Source organism: Paraglaciecola mesophila KMM 241 (genome assembly GCF_000315015.1).
In the GTDB taxonomy this organism is placed as follows: Bacteria; Pseudomonadota; Gammaproteobacteria; order Enterobacterales; family Alteromonadaceae; genus Paraglaciecola; species Paraglaciecola mesophila.
The window spans coordinates 18,117-41,701 of record NZ_BAEP01000017.1 but is presented as its reverse complement, the minus strand read 5'-3'; the positions used below and the strand labels follow the sequence as shown (position 1 = coordinate 41,701).

The following is a 23,585-nucleotide window of genomic DNA, read 5'->3' as shown; positions in this document are numbered from 1 at the left end:
ATAGATGATTGACTGAAGTGCAGTCTAGTTAAAACGTAGGCGAAAAAAAACCGGATATTGAATCCGGTTTTTTGTACTTGCTAATAAAAGACATAAGCGCATTGCTTACGTTTTATTATTACTCGTCTAAGAAGCTGCGTAGCTGCTCAGAGCGGCTTGGGTGGCGTAGTTTGCGCAGTGCCTTCGCTTCGATTTGACGAATACGCTCACGAGTAACGTCAAACTGCTTACCGACTTCTTCAAGCGTGTGATCCGTGTTCATATCGATACCAAAACGCATTCTCAATACTTTCGCTTCACGGGCGGTTAGGCCTGCTAATACTTCTTGAGTGGCGTTCTTCAAGCTACCGCCAGTGGCAGAATCAAGAGGCTGCACAATGGTGCTATCTTCAATGAAATCACCTAAATGTGAATCTTCATCATCGCCGATAGGGGTTTCCATTGAAATTGGTTCTTTAGCAATTTTCAACACCTTACGGATTTTGTCTTCAGGCATTAACATGCGCTCTGACAACTCTTCTGGTGTTGGTTCGCGGCCCATTTCTTGTAACATCTGACGAGAAATACGGTTCAATTTATTGATTGTTTCGATCATGTGCACAGGAATACGAATGGTACGTGCCTGATCCGCAATCGAACGCGTAATTGCTTGGCGGATCCACCAGGTAGCATAAGTCGAGAACTTGTAACCACGGCGGTATTCAAATTTATCAACTGCTTTCATCAAACCGATATTACCTTCTTGGATCAGATCCAAGAATTGTAAACCACGGTTGGTGTACTTCTTCGCGATTGAGATAACCAAACGTAAGTTAGCTTCCACCATTTCTTTCTTCGCACGGCGAGCTTTCGCTTCACCAATCGACATACGACGGTTAATGTCTTTTATGTCGGCAATGATTAAGCCGGTTTCGTCTTCAACGGCATTCATTTTACCGATGCTACGCTCTAGTTCTTCTTGATGTACTTTAAGCTCTTCAACATAAGGCGCGTCAGAAGCAAGAATTTCGAACAACCAATCAGTGCTGGTTTCGTTGCCAGAAAACGCCTTAATGAAGTCTTTCTTAGGCATTTTTGCCGCAGTAACACAGTGTTTCATCACAATGCGCTCTTGCACACGGATGCGATCCATCATGCCACGCATGTTTTTAACCATACGGTCAAACTGCTTAGGCACTAAGCGGAACTCTTTGAAAATCTCGCTTAATTCATCAATTTCTTTGCGTGACTTAGCGTGAGAACGGCCTTCAGATGCAATTACATCGCGCGTTTTTTCGTATTGAACACGTAATTCAGAAAACTTCTCACGGGCCTCTTCTGGATCTGGGCCTGTATCTTCTTCTTCTTCGTCTTCATCATCGCTATCATCGCCATCGTCATCTTCGTCTTCCAACTCTTCTTCAGATAACTCAGAACCAATGTGAGTAGCGGTAGGGGCAATATTGTCTGCTTCGTTAGGGTCAACAAAACCAACAATGATGTCACTTAAGCGAATTTCTTCGGCTTCGTACATGTCCCACTGATCAAGCAAGTAGGTGATTGCCTCAGGGTATTCTGCAACAGAACATTGAACCTGGTTGATACCTTCTTCGATGCGCTTGGCGATAACAATTTCGCCTTCACGAGTTAACAGCTCAACCGTACCCATTTCACGCATATACATACGCACAGGATCTGTTGTTCTACCAATCTCGCTTTCTACCGTAGCTAGGGCTTGGGCGGCGGCTTCCGCGACTTCTTCATCTGTCGTGGTTTCTTGCATCAATAGTTCATCGGAATCAGGAGCGTTTTCAAACACTTTGATCCCCATGTCGTTGATCATGCGGATAATGTCTTCGATTTGATCCGAGTCAACTATGTCTTGAGGCAGGTGATCATTTACTTCGGCAAAGGTCAAGTAGCCTTGTTCTTTACCTTTTGCAATGAGGAGTTTTATCTGCGACTGCTTGCTTTGCACCATATACCTTACACTTCTCGATTTGGGTTAAAATTGCACCCTGAGGACCCATTAATGGGCTCAAAATGCTAAATACTTTGCTTGGGCTCGAGGCTGTAGCGAATTAGCCAGTATAGCAGACTCGACTACCCTTGGGCTAGATGTTGGGTCATTTTTGTTCTTTTACAAGTAGGTTCAGCTCTTGTTTTTCATCTGAACTGAGATTTCCCAAGCGCGCTTTTGACATGAGCTCGTCCATCCTACTTTTAAAGTGCCAATCCAGTAACTTGGCAAAACTATCTTTAAAAACCAATGCTTGGTTTTCTTCAGCGTATTCCCAACCGAGCAATTTAGCGAGATTCTTACTCTGAGGATGATCCCTAAAATGCTCTAACACTTGGGCGGTATTGGCAGAGGGTTTAATTAAACAGTACTGGAAAAGTTCGCTTAAAAAGTCCAAGCCAGGCACCTGCATATCGCCCAATGCAGCGGGATTAGCATGCTGACACTCGATAGCAATCCCTGGCTGGTCAAGTAGTAAGCGGATCATCATCCTTACAGGAGAAATCTTGGCTTTATTCAAAGCGGTAAAGTCCAGTTTTGCGCCTGCTTTATGCTGATTCGCTTTGGCTACGTCTTGCTCTAAGCGGTGGCGGTTTCTATCGCCCATATGCGTACTGAGATCAGAGGTTAAAATCGCTCGTTGATTATCCCCTAATATTTGCTCAATTAACGGCATTGCTTCTGCTTTTAACGCTGCTTTACCTTCTGCACTACCTATATGGTGACGCTGCAGTAAATTATCAAAGAAAAATTTAGACAGAGGTACAGAGTCGCTCACCAGTTTTTGCTCAAATGCGTCTTTACCAATCTGGCGCACCAGAGTATCAGGGTCTTCTCCATCGGGTAAAAACAAGAATTTCATTTCCACGCCGTCTTTTAGATATGCCAAGGCATTTTCTAATGCGCGCCAAGCTGCTTCTCGCCCAGCTCGGTCGCCGTCATAGCAACAAACGACCTCGCTGGTAGTACGAAATAGCATTTGTATGTGTTCTGGGGTGGTGGCTGTGCCTAACGATGCGACCGCGTAATTAATATCAAATTGGGCGAGGGCCACCACATCCATATAACCTTCAACAATCATGACTCGAGGCAAGTTGCGATGTGCTTGTTTTGCTTGATAGAAACCATAAAGTTCGTTGCCTTTATGGAATATGCGCGTTTCGGGAGAGTTAAGGTATTTGGGCGTACCGTCACCTAATACTCGGCCCCCGAAACCAACTATACGACCGCGCTTATCCCGAATAGGGAACATGATACGTTCGCGAAAGAAGTCAAACCGACGGCGATTATCATTCTCTGTGATGAGCTTTAAATCTAGCAGTTGTTGTTGCGCTTCAGGTGTGCGCCCAAAAGTGCTAAGTACGGCGTCCCATTCGGATGGAGCGTACCCTATACCAAACGCCTTCACGACTTCACCACTTAGGCCGCGCTTTTTTAAATAGTCGATAGCTTTGTCTTTATCGCTATGCACCTTAAGTTGCTGAGAGAAATAGCGCGATATGGTTTCCATAAGCTCGTAATCATCTGCCTTTTGCTGTTTTTGCTCAGCAGTTGGGGCGGGGGTAGAGCTTTTTTCTCTAGGTACATCAACACTATGATATTGCGCTAGTTCTTCAATGGCTTCCGGGAATTCAAGCCGGTCATATTCCATCAAAAAGGAAATAACATTGCCATGGGCACCGCAACCGAAGCAGTGATAAAATTGTTTGTCTTGGCTTACAGTAAATGAGGGACTTTTTTCATTATGAAACGGGCAGCAAGCTTGATAATTTCTACCTGCTTTTTTGAGCTTAACACGATTGTCTACCACCTCAACAATATCGGTGCGAGCGATTAAATCATCAATAAATTCACGAGGTATACGGCCGTTCATGTCAACTTCTCAATTTATTCGGATAAAGCATGAGGGATGCAAAAAAGCACTATACTTGGTCTGCATAAACAAACAAGCCGCAAATAAATGCGGCTTGATTTCAATAAATATTTGGGTGCCTTAATATTGATTAAGGCGAATTTAAGGGGTCTAGCTAAGCTAGCTTGGCTTTTATTTGACCGCTTAATTTTCCCATGTCAGCTCGACCTTGAACCTTAGGTTTCAACCAAGCCATTACTTTACCCATATCTTGCATTCCGCTTGCCTGTGTTTCAACCATTGCTTGGTCAATCAAGGTGCTGACTTCTTCTTCGCTCAAAGGCTGAGGCAAAAAAGTGTGCAAAATATCAATTTCAGCAAGTTCTACGTCAACTAAATCTTGACGATTGGCTTGTTCGAACTGACTCGCAGCGTCTTTTCTCTGTTTTACCATCTTAGTAAGCAGAGCAATGACATCGCTGTCGTTGAGCTCAATACGCTCATCGATTTCACGTTGCTTAACCGCTGCTAACGCCATACGAATAGTACCAAGACGAACTTTGTCTTTGGCGCGCATTGCGTCTTTTTGGGCATTTTTTAAATCATCTAACAAGGACATGAAATTGACTCGAAGAAATACTTAAAATGAACCTAAGATAAAACTGCAAAGGGTGTTTAATACGTTAAACACCCTAGGAGAGAATTAGTACAATCTGATGCGACGTGCGTTTTCGCGAGACAACTTCTTCAAAAGACGTTTTTTAGCAGCTGCTTTCTTACGCTTACGTTCCCAAGTAGGCTTTTCAAAAAATTCGCGACGACGAACTTCAGAAAGAACACCTGCTTTTTCACATGAACGTTTAAAACGACGCAACGCTACGTCAAATGGTTCGTTTTCTCTAACTTTAACGATTGGCATTAAAATCTCACCTCAAAAATAAATACTTTGTCTGCCAGCGCAAAAAATAACCGGCTCGGTTAAAAATGGTGCGGAATTTTAATCATATACGCTAACAATGTAAAGACCCGATATGGGAAATATTGGATTAGTCGCGGATTATTCACTCTAATATGGTGAAATCATCATGAGAAAGGTAGAATGCGCGGCCTAACATTTACTTGGAACACCACATCTACTATGCGCGTTATTGGTATTGAAACATCTTGCGATGAAACTGGCATCGCTGTTTACGATGAACATCAAGGTTTATTATCTCATCAACTCTATAGCCAAGTAAAGTTGCATGCTGATTATGGCGGTGTGGTGCCTGAGCTAGCCTCTCGCGATCACGTGCGCAAAATTGTACCTTTAATAAAGCAAGCATTGCTTGATGCCAATTGCACAAAGGATGATATTGACGGCATCGCCTTTACCAAAGGGCCTGGTTTAGTAGGAGCCCTGTTAGTTGGCTCATCTGTTGCTCGCAGCTTAGCGTTTGCTTGGGATGTGCCTGCAGTTGGGGTGCACCACATGGAAGGACACTTACTGGCCCCTATGTTAGATGAGCCCGCGCCAGAGTTTCCGTTTGTGGCCTTGTTAGTGTCCGGTGGTCACTCGATGATGGTTCGCGTTGATGGTATTGGGCAATACGAAATTTTAGGTGAATCAGTGGATGACGCCGCAGGTGAGGCGTTTGATAAAACGGCTAAGCTTCTAGGGTTAGATTACCCCGGTGGGCCTTTGTTAGCTAAAATGGCTGAGCAAGGTGAAGCAGGGCATTATAAGTTTCCTCGCCCTATGACCGACCGCCCTGGGCTAGATTTCAGCTTCAGCGGTTTAAAAACGTTCGCAGCTAATACAATTCGTAGTTCAGATCAGTCAGCGCAGACGAAAGCCAATATTGCTTATGCGTTTCAAGAAGCAGTCGTAGACACCCTCGCTATTAAGTGTAGACGAGCACTTAAACAGACAGGGTTAAAACGTCTGGTAATTGCAGGCGGAGTAAGTGCTAATAAACAGTTGCGCATCGAATTTGAAGCCATGATGAAAAAGCTACATGGCACCGTGTTTTACCCTCGTTTAGAATTTTGCACGGATAACGGCGCTATGATTGCTTATGCAGGGCTCAAAAGATTGAAAGCTGGTGAAACTGAAGGCTTAGCCACCAAGGCACAACCTCGCTGGTCTCTTGACGAGCTAGAAGCTATCTAATGTTTGCTGCGCGCTGTTGTACCTCCCAAGGGTTATAAATAGGCCGTAACATCGGCCTACTGTCACTATTCTTTCGTTCGCCCTTTATCCCATATCTTACTTTCTTGGCCATTTATCAAACGAATGATGTTTTGCCTGTGGCGCACAATTATCAGTATGCATAACATGGTGACGGGCGCTGTGTAAGCAGGTTTGACAAACCACGTAATAAAAGGTGCCACGCTGACTGAAATAATCGCGGCCAAAGACGAATAGCCGGTGATAAAGATAATCAACAGCCAGCAGGCCAATAGCAGACTGCATAACTCCCAGCCCAAGGGCAGCATTGCTCCAATTGCAGTGGCTACGCCTTTTCCACCATTGAAATTGAAATACAAAGGGTAGATGTGCCCTAAGCAGGCAGCGATGCCAACTAGCCCCAATGTGATTGGGGACATGCCTAGCAGGTAGCCCAGGTATACAGGGATGGTTCCTTTTAGCACATCGAAAATAAAGACTAAGGCTGCCGGCAGCCTACCGCCAATGCGCAAAACATTTGTCGCACCTGGGTTGTTAGAGCCCGTCTTGCGCGGATCGGGCAGGGTAAATACACGACAGATCAAGACCGCGCTGGATATAGAGCCCAACAAATATGCGCTACAAAAGAGTAAAATGCTAAGTGACGTCATGTACTTATGTTCTGTAAACGAGGTACAATTCACCAAGATTACCTTAAAATTTAACCAATAACAGCGCGGATCTTTCATGGATAAAATTTACATTGAAGGCTTAGAGGTACAATCTCTAATAGGCGTGTACGATTGGGAGCGGGATGCGACTCAGCGATTACTGGTCGATATAGTATTATTTAGTGATTTACAAAAGCCTGCCTATAGCGATGATGTTGACGATACGCTGAATTACGCGGAAGTAGCACAAGCTGTTACAGACGTGGCTGCAAATAGTCAATTTGCGTTAATTGAAGCACTAGCTCAAGCCATGATCAGCCAAGTCTTTAGCCAATTTCCGGTACAGAAAATGACCTTGAAATTGAGCAAACCTGACATTTTACCTACAGCGCAAAATGTAGCGGTTGAGTTTACTCGTGAGCGTAAAGATACATGAGTGCACAAGCGCCTCAGCATACTATTTTCATCAGTGTTGGCAGTAATATTAATCGAGAGCAGCATATCAGTGCTGGTCTGGATGCTATGTATGCAGCGTTCGGTGAACTCACTTTATCATCGGTTTATGAAAGTAAATCCGTTGGGTTCGACGGGAATAACTTTTACAACTTAGTGGTACAGGCAGATACTCACTTGCCCATCAATGAAGTGGTCGAGCACTTAAAGAAGATAGAAACCGAAAACCTGCGCACCCGGGAAAGCAAAAAATTTGCTCCGCGTACGTTAGATCTTGATTTACTGACATACGATGATGTCATTATTCAAACACCGATGGAACTTCCACGCCCTGAGATCCTCTACAATGCGTTTGTATTGCAGCCCTTAGCGGAAATTGCACCAGAAGTAGAACATCCGCTAGCGAATAAAAGTTACTTTTCCTTGTGGCAGCAATACGATAAATCCCAACAACAGTTATGGCCTATCAAATTTACATGGAGCGCTAATCGCCAATGACTCTCACTGAAATTATTATTCTTGCCATTATCCAAGGCATTACCGAGTTTCTACCTATTTCTAGCTCTGCTCATCTTATTTTACCTTCCGTGCTGCTTGGGTGGGAAAACCAAGGTTTAGCGTTTGATGTTGCCGTTCATGTGGGCAGTTTATTAGCTGTTATGATCTATTTTAGAGGCGATATTGGCCGTATGTTGGTCGCTTGGTTTAGCTCAGGTTTTAGTAAAAATCAAACTGATGACAGTCGTTTAGCCTGGTGGGTAATCATAGCGACTATTCCTGCTTTAATATTTGGTTTTGCGGGTAAAGCGTTTATTGAAGAGTACGCCCGTTCTGCACTGGTGATTGCCTGCACTACAATCGGTTTTGGCTTATTACTTTGGTATGCCGATAAAAAAGCGGCCTTAAATAAACACATTTATGATATGACATGGAAAAGTGCCCTCATCGTAGGTATGGCACAAGCGATTGCTTTAATACCCGGTACATCACGCTCCGGTATTACAATGACCGCTGGCCTAATGCTAGGGCTTGATAGGGAAAGCGCAGCGCGTTTTTCTTTCTTATTGTCAATACCGGTGATCCTTGGTGCTGGCCTTCTAGCCACCTTAGATTTAGTCAGCGCTCCTGATGCGGTAGATTGGAACGCCCTAATCGTAGGAGCGGTTTTATCCTTTGTCAGTGCTTACGCGTGTATTTACCTGTTTCTAGCGTGGATTTCACGTATTGGTATGCTGCCGTTTGTTATCTACCGCATGTTACTTGGCGTTATTCTGCTGTTGTTTGTTTTCGCGTAATCATGACGAAAAAGGAGTATTAGTATGAGTGAAACAATTTTTACTAAAATCATTAATAAAGAAATCCCCGCTGAGATCTTATACGAAGATGAGATGTCTTTGGCGTTCAGGGATATCAACCCCCAAGCGCCTATGCACTTCTTAGTGATACCTAAGAAGGCCATCGCAACCATCAATGACATTGAAAAAGAAGATCGTGAAGTGGTGGGTCATTTGTCTTGGGTTGCTGCTCATATATTGAAAGAGCACGGTTTGGCAGAGCAAGGCTTTCGTACAGTGATGAATTGCAATGAGTATGGTGGGCAAACTGTCTATCACATTCATTTACATGTGTTGGCAGGTAAGCCACTTGGCTGGCCGCCTTATAGCGATAAATTGAAAATCGAGTAATAACAGCTATAAAATAAAAAGGGACAAAAAATAACGAAAGGCGAAGCGAAATGCTTCGCTTTTTTATGCCCCCAGTGTATATCCACTGTTAAACCTATAATCGCTATACCTTGGTCAGAATGGCGTTGTCATCTGTTAATTTGGCACAAGGCTTTTTGATGAACTGCAGCACCTTGTGTTCAGGTATGGGTTTAGAAAAATAAAAACCTTGGGAAAAATGCACGCCTAATTTTTGCAATGCAAGGGCTTGCTCTCTCGTTTCAACACCTTCAGCAACAACCAAATAATCAAATGCATGAGCAATATTGATAACCGCTTGAACAATTGCCAGCCCACTAGAATCTAATCGGCTGACAAATGAACGGTCTATTTTGACTGTATTAACCGCCAAGTCTTGCATGACAGATAAAGAAGAGTATTCGGTGCCAAAGTCGTCAATAGAGACCTTAATCCCCCTACTTTGCAATATTCTGATACGCGAAATCATAATGTCTTTATCAAACGAAAAGACGGATTCAGTTATTTCTAAATGAAGTAAGTCAGCCGGAAGGCCACTAGTAAGCAAGGCTTCTTCTACAATGGTTATAAAGTCATCAGATTGTAATTGACTGACCGACACATTCACACTTACCGCAATGGGTTTAGGCCAAGATGCCGCAACAAAGCAGGCTTTGTTTAGCACCCAAGTGCCTATTTTGCGGATAAACCCGTGTTGCTCAGCGATCGGAATAAATTCAACGGGAGAAATATGCTCACCTTCTTTTTGCCAACGTAGTAAAGCTTCAAACGCACATATTTCGCTATTATCCGAGGCCATGATGGGCTGAAAGGACAAGCTAAGTTCTTTGTTTTCTATGGCGCGCGCCAATCCATCTTTCAAAAATTGCTCTCGGGTTAATTTGCTACCTAACTCTTTTGAAAACACCCCAGAAGTCGATATAGCGCGTTTCTTCTGATAATACATTGCCATGTCAGCAAGCTGAATGAGCTTTAATTCGTCGCTTGCATGTTGCGGGTAAAGGGAGATCCCAATGGTCGCGCCTAATGAAAGTTGTGCATTATCGTAGGTATAAGCCTCTGAGATATAATCAATTAATGCTTTTGACTGGGCCACGGCTGATGCTTGCTGTGTGTTGGGCAGCGCAATTAAGAATTCATCACCGCCCCAGCGGCACAATAGTTGATGGTCGTTGCAATGCTCCTTCAAACGTAAGGCTGTTTGAGTCAGTATTTGATCACCTGCATCGTGGCCTATGGTGTCATTGATTTTCTTGAAGCCGTCTAAATCTATAAACAGAAGCGCCATTGGCTGATGTTGTTCTACGCACTCCTGAAGGCTTACTTTCAAGTGATTAAGAAAAGCAGTGCGATTAAATAAACCGGTTAGAGGGTCAAGATTCGATAGCTCATAGATTTTACGAGTACGTTTTTCCACTTGAGCTTCCATGTGTTGTACTAACGAGGCATTTTCATTTTTTAATCGAATCGCCTGGGTAGTGAAGTCAGCCGCTTTTTTCGCGCTGATACTCATCACCAACCCGAAGGATAAACCCAATACTCCCAATACTTGACGATAATCATCATCGGAAAGGAGCAGGCCAATTGAAAATGGCACCAGCAATATGACTGAGTAGGCCATAGCCGTTTTTTTATGGGCAGCTAAGACACTGGCAGCACCGCCTGCCATGGCGGCCACAATAATGATTGTACTGGCTAATTCTACTGTGTCAGCGGTAGCGTAAACGCCTAAACAATAAATACACCACATCGCGGCTGTTACAAATGTGCCCGTGACAAATCTGAGCGTTGCGCGGTGGCCATTGTATTTTTGCCCTTTTTGTTTGGTACGCCACCAGAGTGAATCAAGTAATCGAACACAAACGACAGCAAGCATCACCCACCACCAAGTGTGTTTGAACGTCACTAAGTTGGTATTGTCAAAAGCGAAAACCAGCATGGTCGCGGCGAACAGCGAAACAAGTATGCCGCCTATGCTGTTTTGGTACAGCAGCTCGGCGGCATCTTGTTCTGTGCTTTTTGAAAGAGATTGATTGCTATTGATAAAGTTTCGTCCATCCTACCCGGATATCGATAAATTTAGCACAGCAAGAGTAGTTCTATAGTAAAAATATCATGCTATTACGTTATGGCATTTTCAACTTAAGTATATTTTTGCCCTGTTCAAAGGTGATATCTACCGGAATATTTGCATCTGTTAGGCGTTTTAAATCAGCTGCTAACGTTTCTTTAATCACCCCTTTGTCAGTCACCAACTGACTCACTCCAGCGTAATCGCCATCACCTTGCAAGGTCAAAATTAACTTCGATAATGCATCTATGGCTTTACTCATCTTAGCCATGTTGACTTGATATAGCCCTTCTTTATTGCGACTAAAAGCACCATATTCTTGGAAAAAGTTAAAGCGGATCATATTTGCTTTACCATGCGCAGAGCTAGCACCGAAACGCACCGAGCGGAAGATACCCGCCATAAAGGTTGCGTAGTAATCTTCAATTTCTCCCTCAGTGATAACGCCCTTGTCTAGCAATTGGCTAACCATGTATAAGCCAAGAATATCTGCCTTACCTTCTTCTAACGCTGAGGCGTGCTCTTTTAACGCTTGGCGCACCGTTCCTTTGCCATTAATCGTATTTTTAATTCCTAGCCCATGGGCGACTTCGTGGAACATGGTGTTGGCGAAGAACGCATCAAAGGTAATATGCTTTCGTTGCTCAGGGACCATTAACTCATTTGCAATTGGCAACAAGATATTTTCAAACTTTGCCCGCATCGCATTTTTTAACTGTAAACGTCGTGTGCCTTTCTCTAATTGCACTTGCTCATCATTTGGTAAGTTAATGGCGATGGTCTTGCTACCCGCATTTGAGTGGCCTGCGTAATAAATGACATCGTAAGCATTGAGATCAGCATTGGCACCAGGCATTTCTTTTTTATACGCTTCGCCAACGGGCAGATTAGTCTGCAATTCAGGCAGATAAGCCGCGTATTTACTCAGACGTTCACTCCAACTTAAATCTTTGAGTAACACGTAGGCTTCAAACGCTGCGCGGTAGCCAAATAACTGGTCTTCGTAAGTTTCAATTGGGCCAATCACTAATTCAATTGGATTGCTTTTCATGTCCATCCAAGCGAAATCAGATTTTTGATACTCGTTACTAAGCAAAGCGTCTGCGCGCAGGCGTAAGTAATTGGCAAAAGCAGGATCGCCAGCCAACTCAGCAGCCTCATTTAATAGACTCGCTGCTTGTTGTAACGGTTTGGCAAAATACTCGGCGTAAGGAACGGCTATTAGCGAGCCGTCTCGGTCACGAATAACCATGGAATACAAACCTGTTTTATCTGCAAATTCACTTTTTTCAAACTCAGCCTTGCCCATGTCTTCAGGGTAAAACTGGGCGCCTAACGGCTTTTCTTTCGTGTTAGTTAAAAACGGTTTATCGCCATTTAGTCTGTCCCAGGGGCCATAATTGATCGCAGCAAATTTTTGCACGTCGTCACCTGCAATACGTGCTAAAAACTGCGCTTTATCGCTGCCATAAGCTTGTTGCCAAAATAAATCGTCCATTATTTTACTTGCGTCGATAAGCAGGCCTAGCATTTGCTTTTGATTCGCCGAGAGCGAGGAAAGGTCGGCTGTTAACGGCACTGATTGGTATATGTCTAATCGGTCTTTGCTATTAGCAAGCACAGTGAGGCCGGATAATGAATCGTTTGCTACTTGAGCAGGTACCGAAGCGGTATTTGTAGAAGATGTACAAGCGGTTGCAAAAACGGCGAAACATACTGCGCTGACAATGGACTTTTTCCACATAATTAAACCTTAAAATGGCGAACTAAAAGAATCTTTTAACATGTCATCTGCTTCGAGTAAATTAGCTCGATACCGAGATATTGCTAAAGACTGATCGTCAAATGAATATTCTATGTTAGGATTATTTGAACGTTGCGAATGAGAAAGTACTGGCTGAAGACGTTTATCTTAGTCAATTATATCAAACGCTTGGATGCAGATTGGTGCTAGGTTGCTATAGTAAGTGAACTGGCTAAATAATGAGTGACACACAATAGGTTGGAAAATGTCTACAGAAAATGCGTTATTAACCATCTTGGTCGAAAAAATAAACAACGATACATTAGTGCTGCCAACGCTTCCCGCAATTGCTTTGAAAGTTAGAAAGGCTGCGGACGATCCGAATATTAACCTAAATGCCATGGCTGATGTCATTGGGCAGGATCCGTCACTCTCAGCGCGGATGATCAAAATATCCAACAGTTCTTACATGGGCAGAAGTGTCAAAGTAACGTCTACCTCGCAAGCTGTTACCCGTATCGGTTTACGTCAGATAAAGAATATTGCGACTGCGCTAGCAATGGAGCAACTGTTCGTATCTAAAAACGATATTGTGAAAAACTACTTGGATAATGTGTGGCAACAAAACCTAAAAGTGGTCGCGGCCGCGATGTCGGTTATGCAACTACATGTTAAAGAAACCAAAAATCGTACTCTTAATCTAGACACCATGACCCTTGCTGCTTTAGTCCACAATATTGGTGTATTACCGATTTTGACCGAAGCCGAACGTCACCCTGAAGTGTTTGCCAACCCTACCTTTTTAAATGTGGCGATCGATAAATTAGCCGGGCGAATTGGTGCTAGCATCATGCGTGAATGGGGCTTCGAGCAAGAATTTGTTAATGTTGCTGAAAATTGGCGCGATATGTCAGTCCAGACGGATATGATTTCCTATCTAGATTTCACTCGTTTAGGTGCGGTAATGGCAGGCTTATATGACTCCCAGAAAGACGCTCTGCTCAATTTAGCTGTGCAAAAGGGGATATTGGAAGACTTGACTGTCTTGCAATCAGAAGACTATCAAGAGCTTTACGATAGCGCCATTGCTGTATTCGCTTAAGGCGTGAACGCGAGTAAGTACGCACATTAGCGAAAAGCCAGCACGTTGCTGGCTTTCTTATGGCTGTCCAGCGGGATTATTCTTGATCTTGCTGCAGATTAAATATCTCTACTAAGCGCTTTGAAAAGCGCACGATTTCGGCAGACATTAAGGCGAAATCGGCATCCATTTTAGCTAATTTGTCTTCTTTAGGGATATCGTCATTTTGCTCTGTCATGACATCGGTGAATTTAAGGCGTTTGACTGCCATGTCTTCTTGTAGCAACGCACTGAACGTTTCATCCCATTCGATAGCAATTTTCTGAACGGTTTTGCCTGCACTCAAGTGATTTGCGATTTCTTCACTGCCAAGATCTTGGTTTTTACAGCGCACGATCGCACCGTCTTCTTCCATTGAGCGAAGTTCCGCTTCTTCTAAAATTACCACATCATTCGGCACAGAGTCGTCCGTTAACCAATGTGTTAATTCTTCCTGCACACTTTGTTTTGCTAGGGGGACAACCGGCAAAGAGCCAATAGCTTTGCGCAACATGGCCAAGAAAGTCTCAGCTTTGCCATCTGCACTGGCGTCTACTACCACTAAGTTGTCTTGAGTAGAGATAAAGCCGTGACTAAAGCTATTTTTAGTAAAAGCTTGGGGAAGTAAGCGCTGAATGATCTCTTCTTTCATTTCTTGCTGCGCTTTTTTACCTACATTTGAGCCCGTTTCAGCCTCCATTAGCGCAACTTTGTCCGCTAACTCGGCATTCACTACTGCCGCTGGCAAGATCCGCTCTTGCTTTTTCAACGTTAACCAAAACTTGCCGCCTGCACTGTGTACTAACATATCGCCTTGGCCGACTGGCGATGTCCAGCCCATAGTCGCTAGCTCCTGCGAACCACAAGGACGAAAGGGGAATTCAGCGAGTTTGTCTTGTATGTCTTCTTCTGTTAAGTCGAGAGTTTGCGTCAAATGATAGAGTTTTAGGTTTTTGAACCACATAAAAGTAATGTCCGTTGATAAGGGAATGAAAACAATTGGGGATAAATAAAAAACGGTCGCTAGACTAGCAGTCTTTATGCAAAACTGCCAAACCTAGCGTTAAGAATGTAGCGGGATAGTCAGTACGTATCGCAAACCCTTACCAGGTTCACTGAACACTTCTATATCACCTTTTAACGTTTGGGTGACCAAATTATACATGATGTGTGTCCCTAAACCGCTGCCACCTTTCTCGCGCCGAGTGGTGTAGAAAGCCTCAAAGTGCTTCGCTAATGAGTCTTTAGGCAAACCTTTCCCATTATCGCGATAATCAATGGTTAACGTTTCAGGTTGCTTGGTTATTGCAATGTCGATAGTGCCTTTACTCATATCTTCAAAGCCATGAATGACAGAGTTCATCACCATGTTGGTAAAAATTTGCGCCAACATACCAGGTGCACAAACAATAACAACGTCGTCAGGGCAACTAATATTGATGATGTGTTGGGTTTTCTTCAAGCTTGGGGCTAATGACTGAATAATTTCATTGAGATATTCTTTTAAGTCGATCTCTCTTTCAGCTTCACTTGCCTGGTCAACAGCCACTTGTTTGAAGCTCGATATCAAGTTTGATGCGCGATTTAAATTATTTGTCAGCAAGGTAATGGTTTGTTGAGCATCAGATAAAAACGTGTTCATTGTGCTGCCAGTCAGCGTTTTTTCTTGGAAGGCTTTCTCCAACGTATTTAATCTCTCTTGCAAGAAGCTGGTGGCCGTGACGCCGACGCCCAACGGAGTATTTACATCATGGGCGATACCGGCAACCAACCCTCCTAGTGATGCCATGCGCTCTGATTCGACTAACTGATCTTTAGCCAGTTGAAGGGTATCCATGGACGACGCTAACTCACTGTTTCTTTTGCGCAACTCATCTTCAATAAATTGACGATTTTCGTTTTCTTGGCGAAGCTCTCGTTGGTTAACTATCAGTTCGTCTTTTTGCTGCTCTAAATCGAGCATTATTTTACTCAATGTCGCGGTCTTCTTAGCAACTTCTTGCTCTAGCGAAATATTATGGTCATCCAGCATTCGGTTGGCTTCTCGCAGCTCGGCCTGCGTCCCATTAAGTCGCTTTTGGAAGTCCACCATGCCGTCAACCAGGCTATTATAGGCTTGCTCTAAAACCGTGAACTCATTTTTTTCAGTCACATTTAAATGTAATTTTGAAGACTCTAAGTCATTGATATCGAAATCTGAAATTTGCTGGCGCAACTCGTTTAAGGGATTCGTCAGCATGGTGCGAAAAGCGCTCATAAACAGAAACACTAAGAACGCGGTTTTGATAATCGCGTTACCAATAAGAAAGAATATACCCACTTCAATACGGCTAAAAATTATTTGCGCACTGGAGTACAAGGTAACATCACCGACCAATGATGTACGTCCTGAAAACTCAAATATTAACGGAAAACTATAGCCAAAAGTGCTGCCCGTATGATCTTTCACCACACCCTTGGTGATGGGGGATTGGGGTTGCTCTGAGGTAAGTCCTAAGTTAGCAATATATTGACCATTTTCGTCACGAATTTGCACTCCTTCTACTATGGGTAATTCCATTAACCCTGTAGCAATCGATTTAGCTTGCGCCATGTTTAATTCCCACATGGCTCTAGTCAAACTGGTACTAAAGGTGTTTTTTAATGTTTGTAGCTCACCTTCAATATGACTCTTAGCATTTACATACTCGGTGACAATTTGTCCCACAGTGACAATGAGAGTCAATATAAAGTACACCGACAGCACACGTGTCAAAAGTTTCTTTGATAATGTGCTTTTTTCATTAGTCATATGCCAATCCGTGAGATAGATGAAAATTAAGAATATGCCCTATAGATTAAATTAACAAGTCACAGTGACGAACTGCAATCTCCTTGTAATGAAATACAAGTAACTGAAAATAATTGCTTTATTTCCATAATATGACAAAAAATTAGGGTTACTTAAGTGTTTTAGGCAAGGTTATTACGCTGTTTATGGTAACTTTAATAAAAATGTCACAGACCTAACGAATAATTGCGGACTTTGTCATGAACAGGAAATTGAAAATGGCCAAACGAGTATTACTGGTTGAAGATGAAGCGCCGATCAGGGAAATGTTAAAATTTGTCTTAGAGCAATCTGGCTATGAAACGATTGAAGCAGAAGATTTTGATGTCGCCTTAGAAAAGGTCGTTGAGCCTTACCCGGACCTTATTTTGTTGGACTGGATGTTGCCAGGTGGCAGCGGTGTACAACTTGCGAAGCGTCTAAAGCAACATGAATTTACCCGTGATATTCCCATTATAATGGTAACGGCCCGGGGCGAAGAAGAAGACAAAGTACGTGGGCTTGATTCAGGTGCCGATGATTACGTGACAAAACCTTTCTCACCCAAGGAATTGGTTGCCCGAATAAAAGCGGTTATTCGCCGCGTTACGCCTACATCCAGTGATGAACTTATTGAATTCAATGGTTTAAAACTCGATCCTGTTTCGCACCGTGCGACCGCCAATGATGAACCACTTGATATGGGGCCGACTGAATTTAAGTTACTGCATTTCTTTATGTCTCACTCTGAGCGGGTGTATAGCCGTGAGCAACTACTGGATAACGTTTGGGGTACAAATGTATACGTGGAAGACCGTACTGTAGATGTGCACATTCGTCGCTTACGCAAAGCTATATCACGCTTTGGTCATGACAGCATGATCCAGACCGTTCGTGGCTCAGGCTACCGCTTTTCAGTAAAAGTGTAATCTAGCCCGTCTATACTGAAACTTCCGTATTCGTCGGCTGCAAAGGAGAACAGTAGCTGCCATGTATTACCCTTTCTCATGGCTTAGAAGCCTAGGCCGTTTAGCGGCCTACTTTTTGGTGGTTATCTTACTTGGCTGGTATTTCTCAGAGCCAAGCTTAGCCGTCGCTATTGGTGCGTTACTGCTCTTGGCGAGCCATTACTGGAACATATATCGACTAAACCATTGGTTGTGGCAGAGTAAAAAAATTACTCCCCCCAGAGTCAATGGCGTGTGGGAGCATATATATGACGGTATTTACACGCTGCAAAGGCGAAATCGCACTAAACGCAAAGAACTAGGGTTATTAGTTAAACGCTTCCGTGAAGGGTCCGAAGCTCTGCCTGATGCAGCCGTTGTGGTTGATGCGAATGCAGCGATTATTTGGTGCAATCGATTAGCTAGAATTGAGTTAGGGCTGCGCTGGCCTGACGATGCAGGGCGTCGAATTTACAATTTGGTGCGCCATCCGCAATTTGTCGAGTTTTATCACAACAAAGATTACGAAAAGCCGATAGAAGTCCCGTCTCCTGTAAACGATCAGCGTATTCTTGAATATCGCATTATGCCCTACGGCGATGAACATTTACTGCTTTTGATTAGGGACGTTACCAAGCTCACCCAAATAGAGAAAATGCGCAAAGATTTTGTCGCCAATGTGTCTCACGAGCTACGAACACCTCTAACGGTGATCAATGGTTATCTAGAGACTCTGCCGGGGGCCACTAATATCCCAGAGGCCTTTCTAGCAAAAGCATTTGAAGAAATGCGCTCTCAGTCCACGCGCATGCAGTGCTTAATCGAGGAGCTATTAGTGCTATCTCGAATAGAAGCCAGTAGTGAGCGCTCCACCGAAAACATTGTCGATGTGCCGCAAATTCTCAATACGATCAAGATTGAAGCCGATACCCTCAATGCCTCTAAACAACACACGATCACGATGGACGTTGACCAAAGCCTGAGAGTCTACGGCGTAGAAACTGAATTACGCAGTGCGTTTTCCAATTTATTATTTAACGCCATTCATTACACTCAAGAGGGCGGCAAAATACACGTGCAATGGACGTTAGTCGATGGTCAAGCGACGTATTTAGTCACCGACAACGGTTATGGGATTGAAGCTAAACACCTAGGTCGTCTGACTGAGCGATTCTATCGGGTCGATAAAGCGCGCTCGCGCAAAACGGGTGGCTCGGGGTTAGGTTTATCTATTGTTAAACACGTGCTTAATCATCATAACTCTCGCTTGCGTATCAAAAGCAAAGTCGGGCAGGGCAGTGAATTTTCATTCGCTTTTTCTCACGAATTATCGGTGAAGCAAGCCTAGCTGCGTGTCGCAAAGAGCAAAATACCAATCCGCATTAATAAGTGCCTCCTCAGAATGCGCCCAGCTATTCGCCCTAATGTTAAATTAGTGCATTAGGGCTGCAGGCCTGTGACACGGCTAGAATGTTCCATACATACCGAAAAACGTTCGCTACCATTCAACCACGCCTAGTCTATTGAAATAAAACAAGTTTCGTTGCTTTTTAAGGGCAATATTCGGCCGATCAATGCTTTTTACGTGACACTTTTATTAAACTTTTCTGACAGTTTTTATATGTAACAAAAATGTCACCGAGCTTCGGTAATCTTCGTGCAAATTTTAAAACACATTAAAAAATCACTCGTTTATCGGAGAACACCATGGAACTTAAGAATTTTTTCAACGCGTCTGCAGTAGCGACTGCTTTAATACTTGCTGGTTGTGGCGGAGATATAAAAGTGACTCCGACTGTCATCGACAATAGCGTTGATAATAGCGTGACCAATCCATCAACTGGTGGTGGCGATAGCACAACCAATGTTTGCGCTTCTTATGAGAATGACAGTGGCGATACTGTACAAGGTACGTATGACGGCCAAGATTGCTCATACTCTACAACCTTCGTAAGCGCGAGTAACCCACTTACAACTAACGTAACGCTTGATGATTTGAGCAATGATGGTGTGCATTATTTCCTAGGCTCTTTAGTGGTTGGCGAAGGCTGTAACACTGACGGCGGTACTTGCACAATTGAAACTGACGGCCCAACCCTGACAGTAGAAGCAGGTGCAACGGTTGCTTTTAATCAGTCTACTTCCTTCATATTAGTTAATCGCGGCGCGAATATTGAAGCCGAGGGAACCCTTGCGGACCCAATCACGTTTACCTCAGTGAATGCGTTTACACGTCTTGACTCAGTCGGTAATGGTCCTCAATACGGCGACTGGGGCGGCATGATGATCGACGGTTTCGGCATCACCGACCAATGTACCGATGCTCAACGCAGTGCAAGCACCTGTAGCGCAGAAAGCGAAGGTGTAACAAGCTTCTACGGTGGCAGTGACAACGCTGATGATAGCGGTACACTTAAATTTGTTAAAATTCATTATGCAGGCGGTTTACCAGCAGGCCAAGAAGCTGGAAACGATTTGAACTCGCTCAGTTTGTTTGCGGTTGGTTCAGGGACTGAAATTGACTATATCGATATCTACCAGGGGTTCGATGATGGTATTGAATTATTCGGTGGTGCAGTTGACCTTAAGCACATCGTTATTACCGATACTCAAGATGACAGCCTAGACATTGATGCAGGTTGGCAGGGGCGTGCCCAGTACGTTCTTATCAAGCAAGGTACAGTTGTTAATGCAAACGGCGTGACCGTGAACATGGGTAACGGCGGCTTTGAGTCTGATGGGGTTAAAGGAACGTCTTCAGCTGAAGCGCCTGCGTCAGCGCCAGTGATTGCAAACGTAACCGTGTTGACCACTGATGGCTTGTCTATTCGTGATGACGATGAATCAATCGCCATGAAGTTAGACGATATGATCTCTGCTACTTGGTATAACACATTATTGGTTAAGCCTGTTGCTACGCAAACTTGGTGTATTAATTATAGTGGTGACGCCGCTGAAGTTATCGTTAACGGCTCAGCGTCTATCCATAACTCAGTAGCAGCCTGTGCCCAATTGGCTAATGCTGGCAACGAAACTGTTACCTTTGGTAGTGATTCAACTACGGTTCAAGAATGGTTCGAAGCTAATGACAGTGAAGTTATTGGTGGCAACGCTGACGTGCTTGCTGCAAATGGCTTTGCAACATTAACCACCAGCACAGATATCACTATTTCAGCATTTGATGCCTCTACATTAGATGCATTTTTTGAGTCAACTGACTACATAGGTGCGGTATCTGACACTGACACTTCTTCTGATTGGTACAACTGGGCAAACGATGCGTTTACTAACGCAGCTGCTGACGAGTAACCAATTTGCATAAGATAAATAGGCGCCTAGTAGCGCCTATTTTTCGATTTATAGCTAGGAGTTTAAGGTGAGCAATCAATACAAACTTAAAAAAGTCGCCTACTCAGTAGGACTCGGGCTTTTAGTGAGTGCAGGAAGCGCAATAGCGCAAGAAAGCCAGGTAATGGAAGAAGTTGTTGCAACGGGATCTCGGTTACAGGGAACCGCTGCTGCAGTTATCGAAGAGCGTAAAAATCAAGCATTCGTTGCGGACATATTAGGCTCAGAGCAAATTTCACGTACTGGTGATAGTGATGCAGCCTCGGCGCTTCGCCGAGTAACAGGCCTCACGTTGGTCGATGGCAAATTTATCTATGTGCGCGGTCTTGGTCAGCGATATTCGAGTGCACGTTTAAACGGTGCCAGCATTCCTAGCCCTGATTTAACCCGAAACGTCATACCGCTAGATATCTTCCCTGCTAACGTGATTGAAAGCCTTTCTGTACAAAAAGCTTATTCGCCCAATATGCCTGCAGCATTTGGTGGCGGTAACGTTGATATTCGAACAAAAGCCATACCGACAGAATTTGTATCGGGCATTCAAGTGGGTATTGAGGCCAACAGTAATAACTCAGATGGTTATACCTACGATCGTAACAAGAAGGGGATCCCTCAAGCACTAACAGATGCCATCCCTTATTATCGTGGTGACTTTAGCCTAGCGAATATTATCAACAAAGATAATTTGGTCACAGGTGACACGTCTGCAGCGGATCAAGCTCGAGTGTTAAATAGAACGTTGGCGAAATCATTGCCTCGCGACTTAGCACTTAAAGATGAGTCATTAGATCCTAACTATTCTGCTCAGGCGTTTATTGGTAATAGTTTTGATGAAGATTTTTTTGATGGAAAAATTGGATTCTTAGCATCGGTTGCATACGACAATAAATGGACATATTCCGACCGTACTAGTGCGGTGACAAGCGCAACCCCTATCGATAATTGTTCTAGCCAGTTGGTGACTGCAGAAGACGTACAAAACTCTTGTTTTGATACAGTAGCAGCATCAGAAATGACGACTGAAGAAGAGCGCTTGAACGGCTTAGTCAGCGTGGGTTACAAATTAGACACCCATAGCCTGACCTACACCAAGATTTACATCGAAGATAATGAAGATGAATCGGAAATCTCTATTTCACAGAATCCGAGTCAAAACATAACTATCGCCGCTGATAATGAAGCGGATCGCACTCATAGCTTTAATTTCGAAGAGCGCACGCTAGATGTTGACCAATTTCGCGGTCAGCATACCTTCTTAGATTACATGGGCGTTGGCGTTGATTGGCAGTACACAGAATCAAGCGCTGAAACAAATAACCCATTGAATGTGGCCTATGAATTCACTGACACCTACGACGATGGCGCTTACACTGGCTCGTTCATTGATGGTGCTCAAGGTCGTGCGAATTATCAGTTCGTTGACATGGAAGACAACATGAAATCTTGGGGAGGAAACGTCACTCTTCCTCTTACCTTCAAGAATTTGGAAGTGGAGTTAAAAGGCGGTTGGGACTTCGTAGACAGAGCTCGTTTGTATACAACCTCTAGCTTTTTCCTTGATAACACTAATTCATCAATCGTTGTGAATGACAATGAGTCCGATATTTTGTCGTTAAGCAGTTATTTAACTGACGAGTTCATCGACACCAATATGTTGATTAACTTCAATGAGCCTATCGCACCAGAGGCGGATGATTATTTAACGGCTCAAAAAATTGATGCCGGTTATGCGGCTTTCGATGTGTTCTATAAAGGTATTTGGCGCATAAGTGGTGGTTTGCGCTATGAATCATTCAAACAAGTGTCGTTATCATCTTCGAGCTTAATCTTTACTAAAGAAGATTCTGACAATTACTATAGCGAAGAAGATATTCTTAACGGTACCGTTAACGATGATGATTTTTATCCAGCCCTGAGTTTGACCTATGTGGGTGGCGAAGATTACCAACTGCGCTTCGGCTACGGTGAAACGGTAGTACGCCCCGATTTAAGAGAAGTTGTTCCGGTAGGTTACAACGACCCGTTAACGGATATTCGTACTACGGGCAGCACCACGTTGAGCTCTACCACACTGAAAAACTTTGATTTGCGTTACGAGTTGTACTTTGATGACGGCGATAACTTAGCCATTTCAGGTTTCTACAAAGACATTGCTAATCCAATTGAAACCGTGTTGAACGTAGGTGACTCAAGTTACACCGCTAGTTTTACCAACGGTGAGACAGCAGAAGTATATGGTGTCGAAGCTGAATGGTTATATGATTTGAGCTTTGTATCAGATGGCTTCTTTACCTCTGGTAATATCACCTTGAGTGACTCAGAAGTGCAGATTGATGCAGCATCAGCAGGTAACTTAACCAATACAGAAAAACGCATGACAGGTCATTCTCAGTATGTTGTGAATATGCAGCTAAGCTATGACTCTGCGGACGGCAATCACAGCGGTTCTTTAGTGTATAACGCCTTTGGTGAGCGTATCCTCGCATCGGGTATTAATGGTCGTGACGACTCGTTTGAGCAACCATTTCACTCGTTAGATGCGACGTATTCTTACTACCCAGACTTTAACACTACCGTTAAATTAACGGTTAAAAATCTGTTGGGTGAAGATCAAGAAGTCACGCAAAGTGGACTGTCGGTTAGAACCCGCTCTATCGGCACAACGGTTAAGTTGAGCTACAAGTACGATTTCTAGTATTGATAAACCACTTAAATTCAT

At 43.7% G+C, this 23,585-nt stretch carries 19 protein-coding genes; 10 read left to right on the top strand and 9 right to left on the bottom strand.

Annotation, left to right across the window (positions count from 1 at the left end):
- Nucleotides 1-118: 118 nt before the first annotated feature.
- The 4 genes from rpoD to rpsU form a co-directional block, all read right to left on the bottom strand.
- Complete coding sequence (gene rpoD / locus GMES_RS04140) at nucleotides 119-1,960, bottom strand: RNA polymerase sigma factor RpoD (RefSeq protein WP_191917720.1); 1,842 nt, start codon at nucleotides 1,958-1,960, stop codon at nucleotides 119-121.
- 145 nt (nucleotides 1,961-2,105) lie between these two features.
- Nucleotides 2,106-3,872: a DNA primase gene (gene dnaG, locus GMES_RS04135; RefSeq protein WP_006991321.1), complete on the bottom strand. Its 1,767-nt coding sequence runs from the start codon at nucleotides 3,870-3,872 to the stop codon at nucleotides 2,106-2,108.
- Between the two features lie 154 nt (nucleotides 3,873-4,026).
- Nucleotides 4,027-4,470 (bottom strand): GatB/YqeY domain-containing protein, encoded by a 444-nt coding sequence (locus tag GMES_RS04130; RefSeq protein ID WP_006991320.1) that lies wholly within the window; start codon nucleotides 4,468-4,470, stop codon nucleotides 4,027-4,029.
- A gap of 84 nt (nucleotides 4,471-4,554) precedes the next feature.
- The gene (gene rpsU / locus GMES_RS04125) at nucleotides 4,555-4,770 is read right to left on the bottom strand and encodes a 30S ribosomal protein S21 (RefSeq protein ID WP_006991319.1); all 216 of its coding nucleotides are present in this window, start codon (nucleotides 4,768-4,770) and stop codon (nucleotides 4,555-4,557) included.
- A gap of 219 nt (nucleotides 4,771-4,989) precedes the next feature.
- Here rpsU and tsaD point away from each other — a divergent pair, with 219 nt between their 5' ends.
- Nucleotides 4,990-6,003 carry a tRNA (adenosine(37)-N6)-threonylcarbamoyltransferase complex transferase subunit TsaD gene (gene tsaD / locus GMES_RS04120; protein WP_033186437.1) on the top strand — a complete coding sequence of 338 codons (1,014 nt, stop codon included), beginning with the start codon at nucleotides 4,990-4,992 and terminating at the stop codon, nucleotides 6,001-6,003.
- 65 nt (nucleotides 6,004-6,068) lie between these two features.
- Here tsaD and plsY read toward each other — a convergent pair whose 3' ends face one another.
- Nucleotides 6,069-6,671 (bottom strand): glycerol-3-phosphate 1-O-acyltransferase PlsY, encoded by a 603-nt coding sequence (plsY, locus tag GMES_RS04115; protein ID WP_039986528.1) that lies wholly within the window; start codon nucleotides 6,669-6,671, stop codon nucleotides 6,069-6,071.
- Between the two features lie 76 nt (nucleotides 6,672-6,747).
- Here plsY and folB point away from each other — a divergent pair, with 76 nt between their 5' ends.
- Genes folB through GMES_RS04095 form a run of 4 tightly spaced genes read left to right on the top strand, consistent with a single transcriptional unit; the run spans nucleotide 6,748 to nucleotide 8,809 of the window.
- Entirely contained in the window at nucleotides 6,748-7,107 is a 360-nt protein-coding gene (gene folB, locus GMES_RS04110; RefSeq protein WP_006991316.1) for a dihydroneopterin aldolase, read from the top strand.
- Nucleotides 7,104-7,622 carry a 2-amino-4-hydroxy-6-hydroxymethyldihydropteridine diphosphokinase gene (folK, locus tag GMES_RS04105; protein WP_006991315.1) on the top strand — a complete coding sequence of 173 codons (519 nt, stop codon included), beginning with the start codon at nucleotides 7,104-7,106 and terminating at the stop codon, nucleotides 7,620-7,622. Before folB ends, folK begins: the two co-directional genes overlap by 4 nt.
- A complete protein-coding gene (locus GMES_RS04100) occupies nucleotides 7,619-8,419 on the top strand; it encodes an undecaprenyl-diphosphate phosphatase (protein WP_006991314.1) in 801 nt (266 codons plus the stop codon). Before folK ends, GMES_RS04100 begins: the two co-directional genes overlap by 4 nt.
- Nucleotides 8,420-8,443: 24 nt before the next feature.
- Nucleotides 8,444-8,809 (top strand): histidine triad nucleotide-binding protein, encoded by a 366-nt coding sequence (locus GMES_RS04095; protein ID WP_006991313.1) that lies wholly within the window; start codon nucleotides 8,444-8,446, stop codon nucleotides 8,807-8,809.
- A gap of 103 nt (nucleotides 8,810-8,912) precedes the next feature.
- Here GMES_RS04095 and GMES_RS04090 read toward each other — a convergent pair whose 3' ends face one another.
- Nucleotides 8,913-10,766: a putative bifunctional diguanylate cyclase/phosphodiesterase gene (locus GMES_RS04090; protein ID WP_006991312.1), complete on the bottom strand. Its 1,854-nt coding sequence runs from the start codon at nucleotides 10,764-10,766 to the stop codon at nucleotides 8,913-8,915.
- A 187-nt stretch (nucleotides 10,767-10,953) separates the two neighbouring features.
- The gene (locus tag GMES_RS04085) at nucleotides 10,954-12,642 is read right to left on the bottom strand and encodes a dipeptidyl-peptidase 3 family protein (RefSeq protein WP_006991311.1); all 1,689 of its coding nucleotides are present in this window, start codon (nucleotides 12,640-12,642) and stop codon (nucleotides 10,954-10,956) included.
- 265 nt (nucleotides 12,643-12,907) lie between these two features.
- Between GMES_RS04085 and GMES_RS04080 the strand changes: the two genes are divergently transcribed.
- On the top strand, nucleotides 12,908-13,744 hold the full coding sequence (locus GMES_RS04080; RefSeq protein WP_006991310.1) for an HDOD domain-containing protein: 837 nt from the start codon (nucleotides 12,908-12,910) through the stop codon (nucleotides 13,742-13,744).
- A 76-nt stretch (nucleotides 13,745-13,820) separates the two neighbouring features.
- On the opposite strand, the gene rdgC is transcribed toward GMES_RS04080, so the two are convergent.
- Both rdgC and GMES_RS04070 read right to left on the bottom strand, forming a co-directional pair.
- A complete protein-coding gene (gene rdgC, locus GMES_RS04075; RefSeq protein WP_006991309.1) occupies nucleotides 13,821-14,726 on the bottom strand; it encodes a recombination-associated protein RdgC in 906 nt (301 codons plus the stop codon).
- A gap of 99 nt (nucleotides 14,727-14,825) precedes the next feature.
- A complete protein-coding gene (locus tag GMES_RS04070) occupies nucleotides 14,826-16,553 on the bottom strand; it encodes a sensor histidine kinase (RefSeq protein WP_006991308.1) in 1,728 nt (575 codons plus the stop codon).
- Between the two features lie 257 nt (nucleotides 16,554-16,810).
- Between GMES_RS04070 and phoB the strand changes: the two genes are divergently transcribed.
- The 4 genes from phoB to GMES_RS04050 all read left to right on the top strand — a co-directional run bounded on the left by phoB (nucleotide 16,811) and on the right by GMES_RS04050 (nucleotide 23,561).
- Nucleotides 16,811-17,500, top strand: a complete 690-nt coding sequence (phoB, locus tag GMES_RS04065; protein ID WP_006991307.1) for a phosphate regulon transcriptional regulator PhoB — start codon at nucleotides 16,811-16,813, stop codon at nucleotides 17,498-17,500.
- A gap of 61 nt (nucleotides 17,501-17,561) precedes the next feature.
- A complete protein-coding gene (phoR, locus tag GMES_RS04060; RefSeq protein WP_006991306.1) occupies nucleotides 17,562-18,866 on the top strand; it encodes a phosphate regulon sensor histidine kinase PhoR in 1,305 nt (434 codons plus the stop codon).
- A gap of 359 nt (nucleotides 18,867-19,225) precedes the next feature.
- Entirely contained in the window at nucleotides 19,226-20,827 is a 1,602-nt protein-coding gene (locus tag GMES_RS04055; protein WP_006991305.1) for a beta-helix domain-containing protein, read from the top strand.
- A 67-nt stretch (nucleotides 20,828-20,894) separates the two neighbouring features.
- A complete protein-coding gene (locus GMES_RS04050; protein WP_006991304.1) occupies nucleotides 20,895-23,561 on the top strand; it encodes a TonB-dependent receptor domain-containing protein in 2,667 nt (888 codons plus the stop codon).
- Nucleotides 23,562-23,585: the final 24 nt, after the last annotated feature.

Bases quoted from the DNA above. Each gene is read 5' to 3' on its own strand.
- dnaG (WP_006991321.1), bottom strand. From the start codon at position 3,872: ATGAACGGCCGTATACCTCGTGAATTTATTGATGATTTAATCGCTCGC.
- GMES_RS04070 (WP_006991308.1), bottom strand. From the start codon at position 16,553: ATGACTAATGAAAAAAGCACATTATCAAAGAAACTTTTGACACGTGTG.
- rpoD (WP_191917720.1), bottom strand. From the start codon at position 1,960: ATGGTGCAAAGCAAGCAGTCGCAGATAAAACTCCTCATTGCAAAAGGT.
- folB (WP_006991316.1), top strand. From the start codon at position 6,748: ATGGATAAAATTTACATTGAAGGCTTAGAGGTACAATCTCTAATAGGC.
- plsY (WP_039986528.1), bottom strand. From the start codon at position 6,671: ATGACGTCACTTAGCATTTTACTCTTTTGTAGCGCATATTTGTTGGGC.
- GMES_RS04055 (WP_006991305.1), top strand. From the start codon at position 19,226: ATGGAACTTAAGAATTTTTTCAACGCGTCTGCAGTAGCGACTGCTTTA.
- phoR (WP_006991306.1), top strand. From the start codon at position 17,562: ATGTATTACCCTTTCTCATGGCTTAGAAGCCTAGGCCGTTTAGCGGCC.
- rpsU (WP_006991319.1), bottom strand. From the start codon at position 4,770: ATGCCAATCGTTAAAGTTAGAGAAAACGAACCATTTGACGTAGCGTTG.
- GMES_RS04085 (WP_006991311.1), bottom strand. From the start codon at position 12,642: ATGTGGAAAAAGTCCATTGTCAGCGCAGTATGTTTCGCCGTTTTTGCA.
- GMES_RS04130 (WP_006991320.1), bottom strand. From the start codon at position 4,470: ATGTCCTTGTTAGATGATTTAAAAAATGCCCAAAAAGACGCAATGCGC.
- folK (WP_006991315.1), top strand. From the start codon at position 7,104: ATGAGTGCACAAGCGCCTCAGCATACTATTTTCATCAGTGTTGGCAGT.
- GMES_RS04100 (WP_006991314.1), top strand. From the start codon at position 7,619: ATGACTCTCACTGAAATTATTATTCTTGCCATTATCCAAGGCATTACC.
- phoB (WP_006991307.1), top strand. From the start codon at position 16,811: ATGGCCAAACGAGTATTACTGGTTGAAGATGAAGCGCCGATCAGGGAA.
- GMES_RS04080 (WP_006991310.1), top strand. From the start codon at position 12,908: ATGTCTACAGAAAATGCGTTATTAACCATCTTGGTCGAAAAAATAAAC.
- tsaD (WP_033186437.1), top strand. From the start codon at position 4,990: ATGCGCGTTATTGGTATTGAAACATCTTGCGATGAAACTGGCATCGCT.
- rdgC (WP_006991309.1), bottom strand. From the start codon at position 14,726: ATGTGGTTCAAAAACCTAAAACTCTATCATTTGACGCAAACTCTCGAC.
- GMES_RS04095 (WP_006991313.1), top strand. From the start codon at position 8,444: ATGAGTGAAACAATTTTTACTAAAATCATTAATAAAGAAATCCCCGCT.
- GMES_RS04090 (WP_006991312.1), bottom strand. From the start codon at position 10,766: ATGCTGGTTTTCGCTTTTGACAATACCAACTTAGTGACGTTCAAACAC.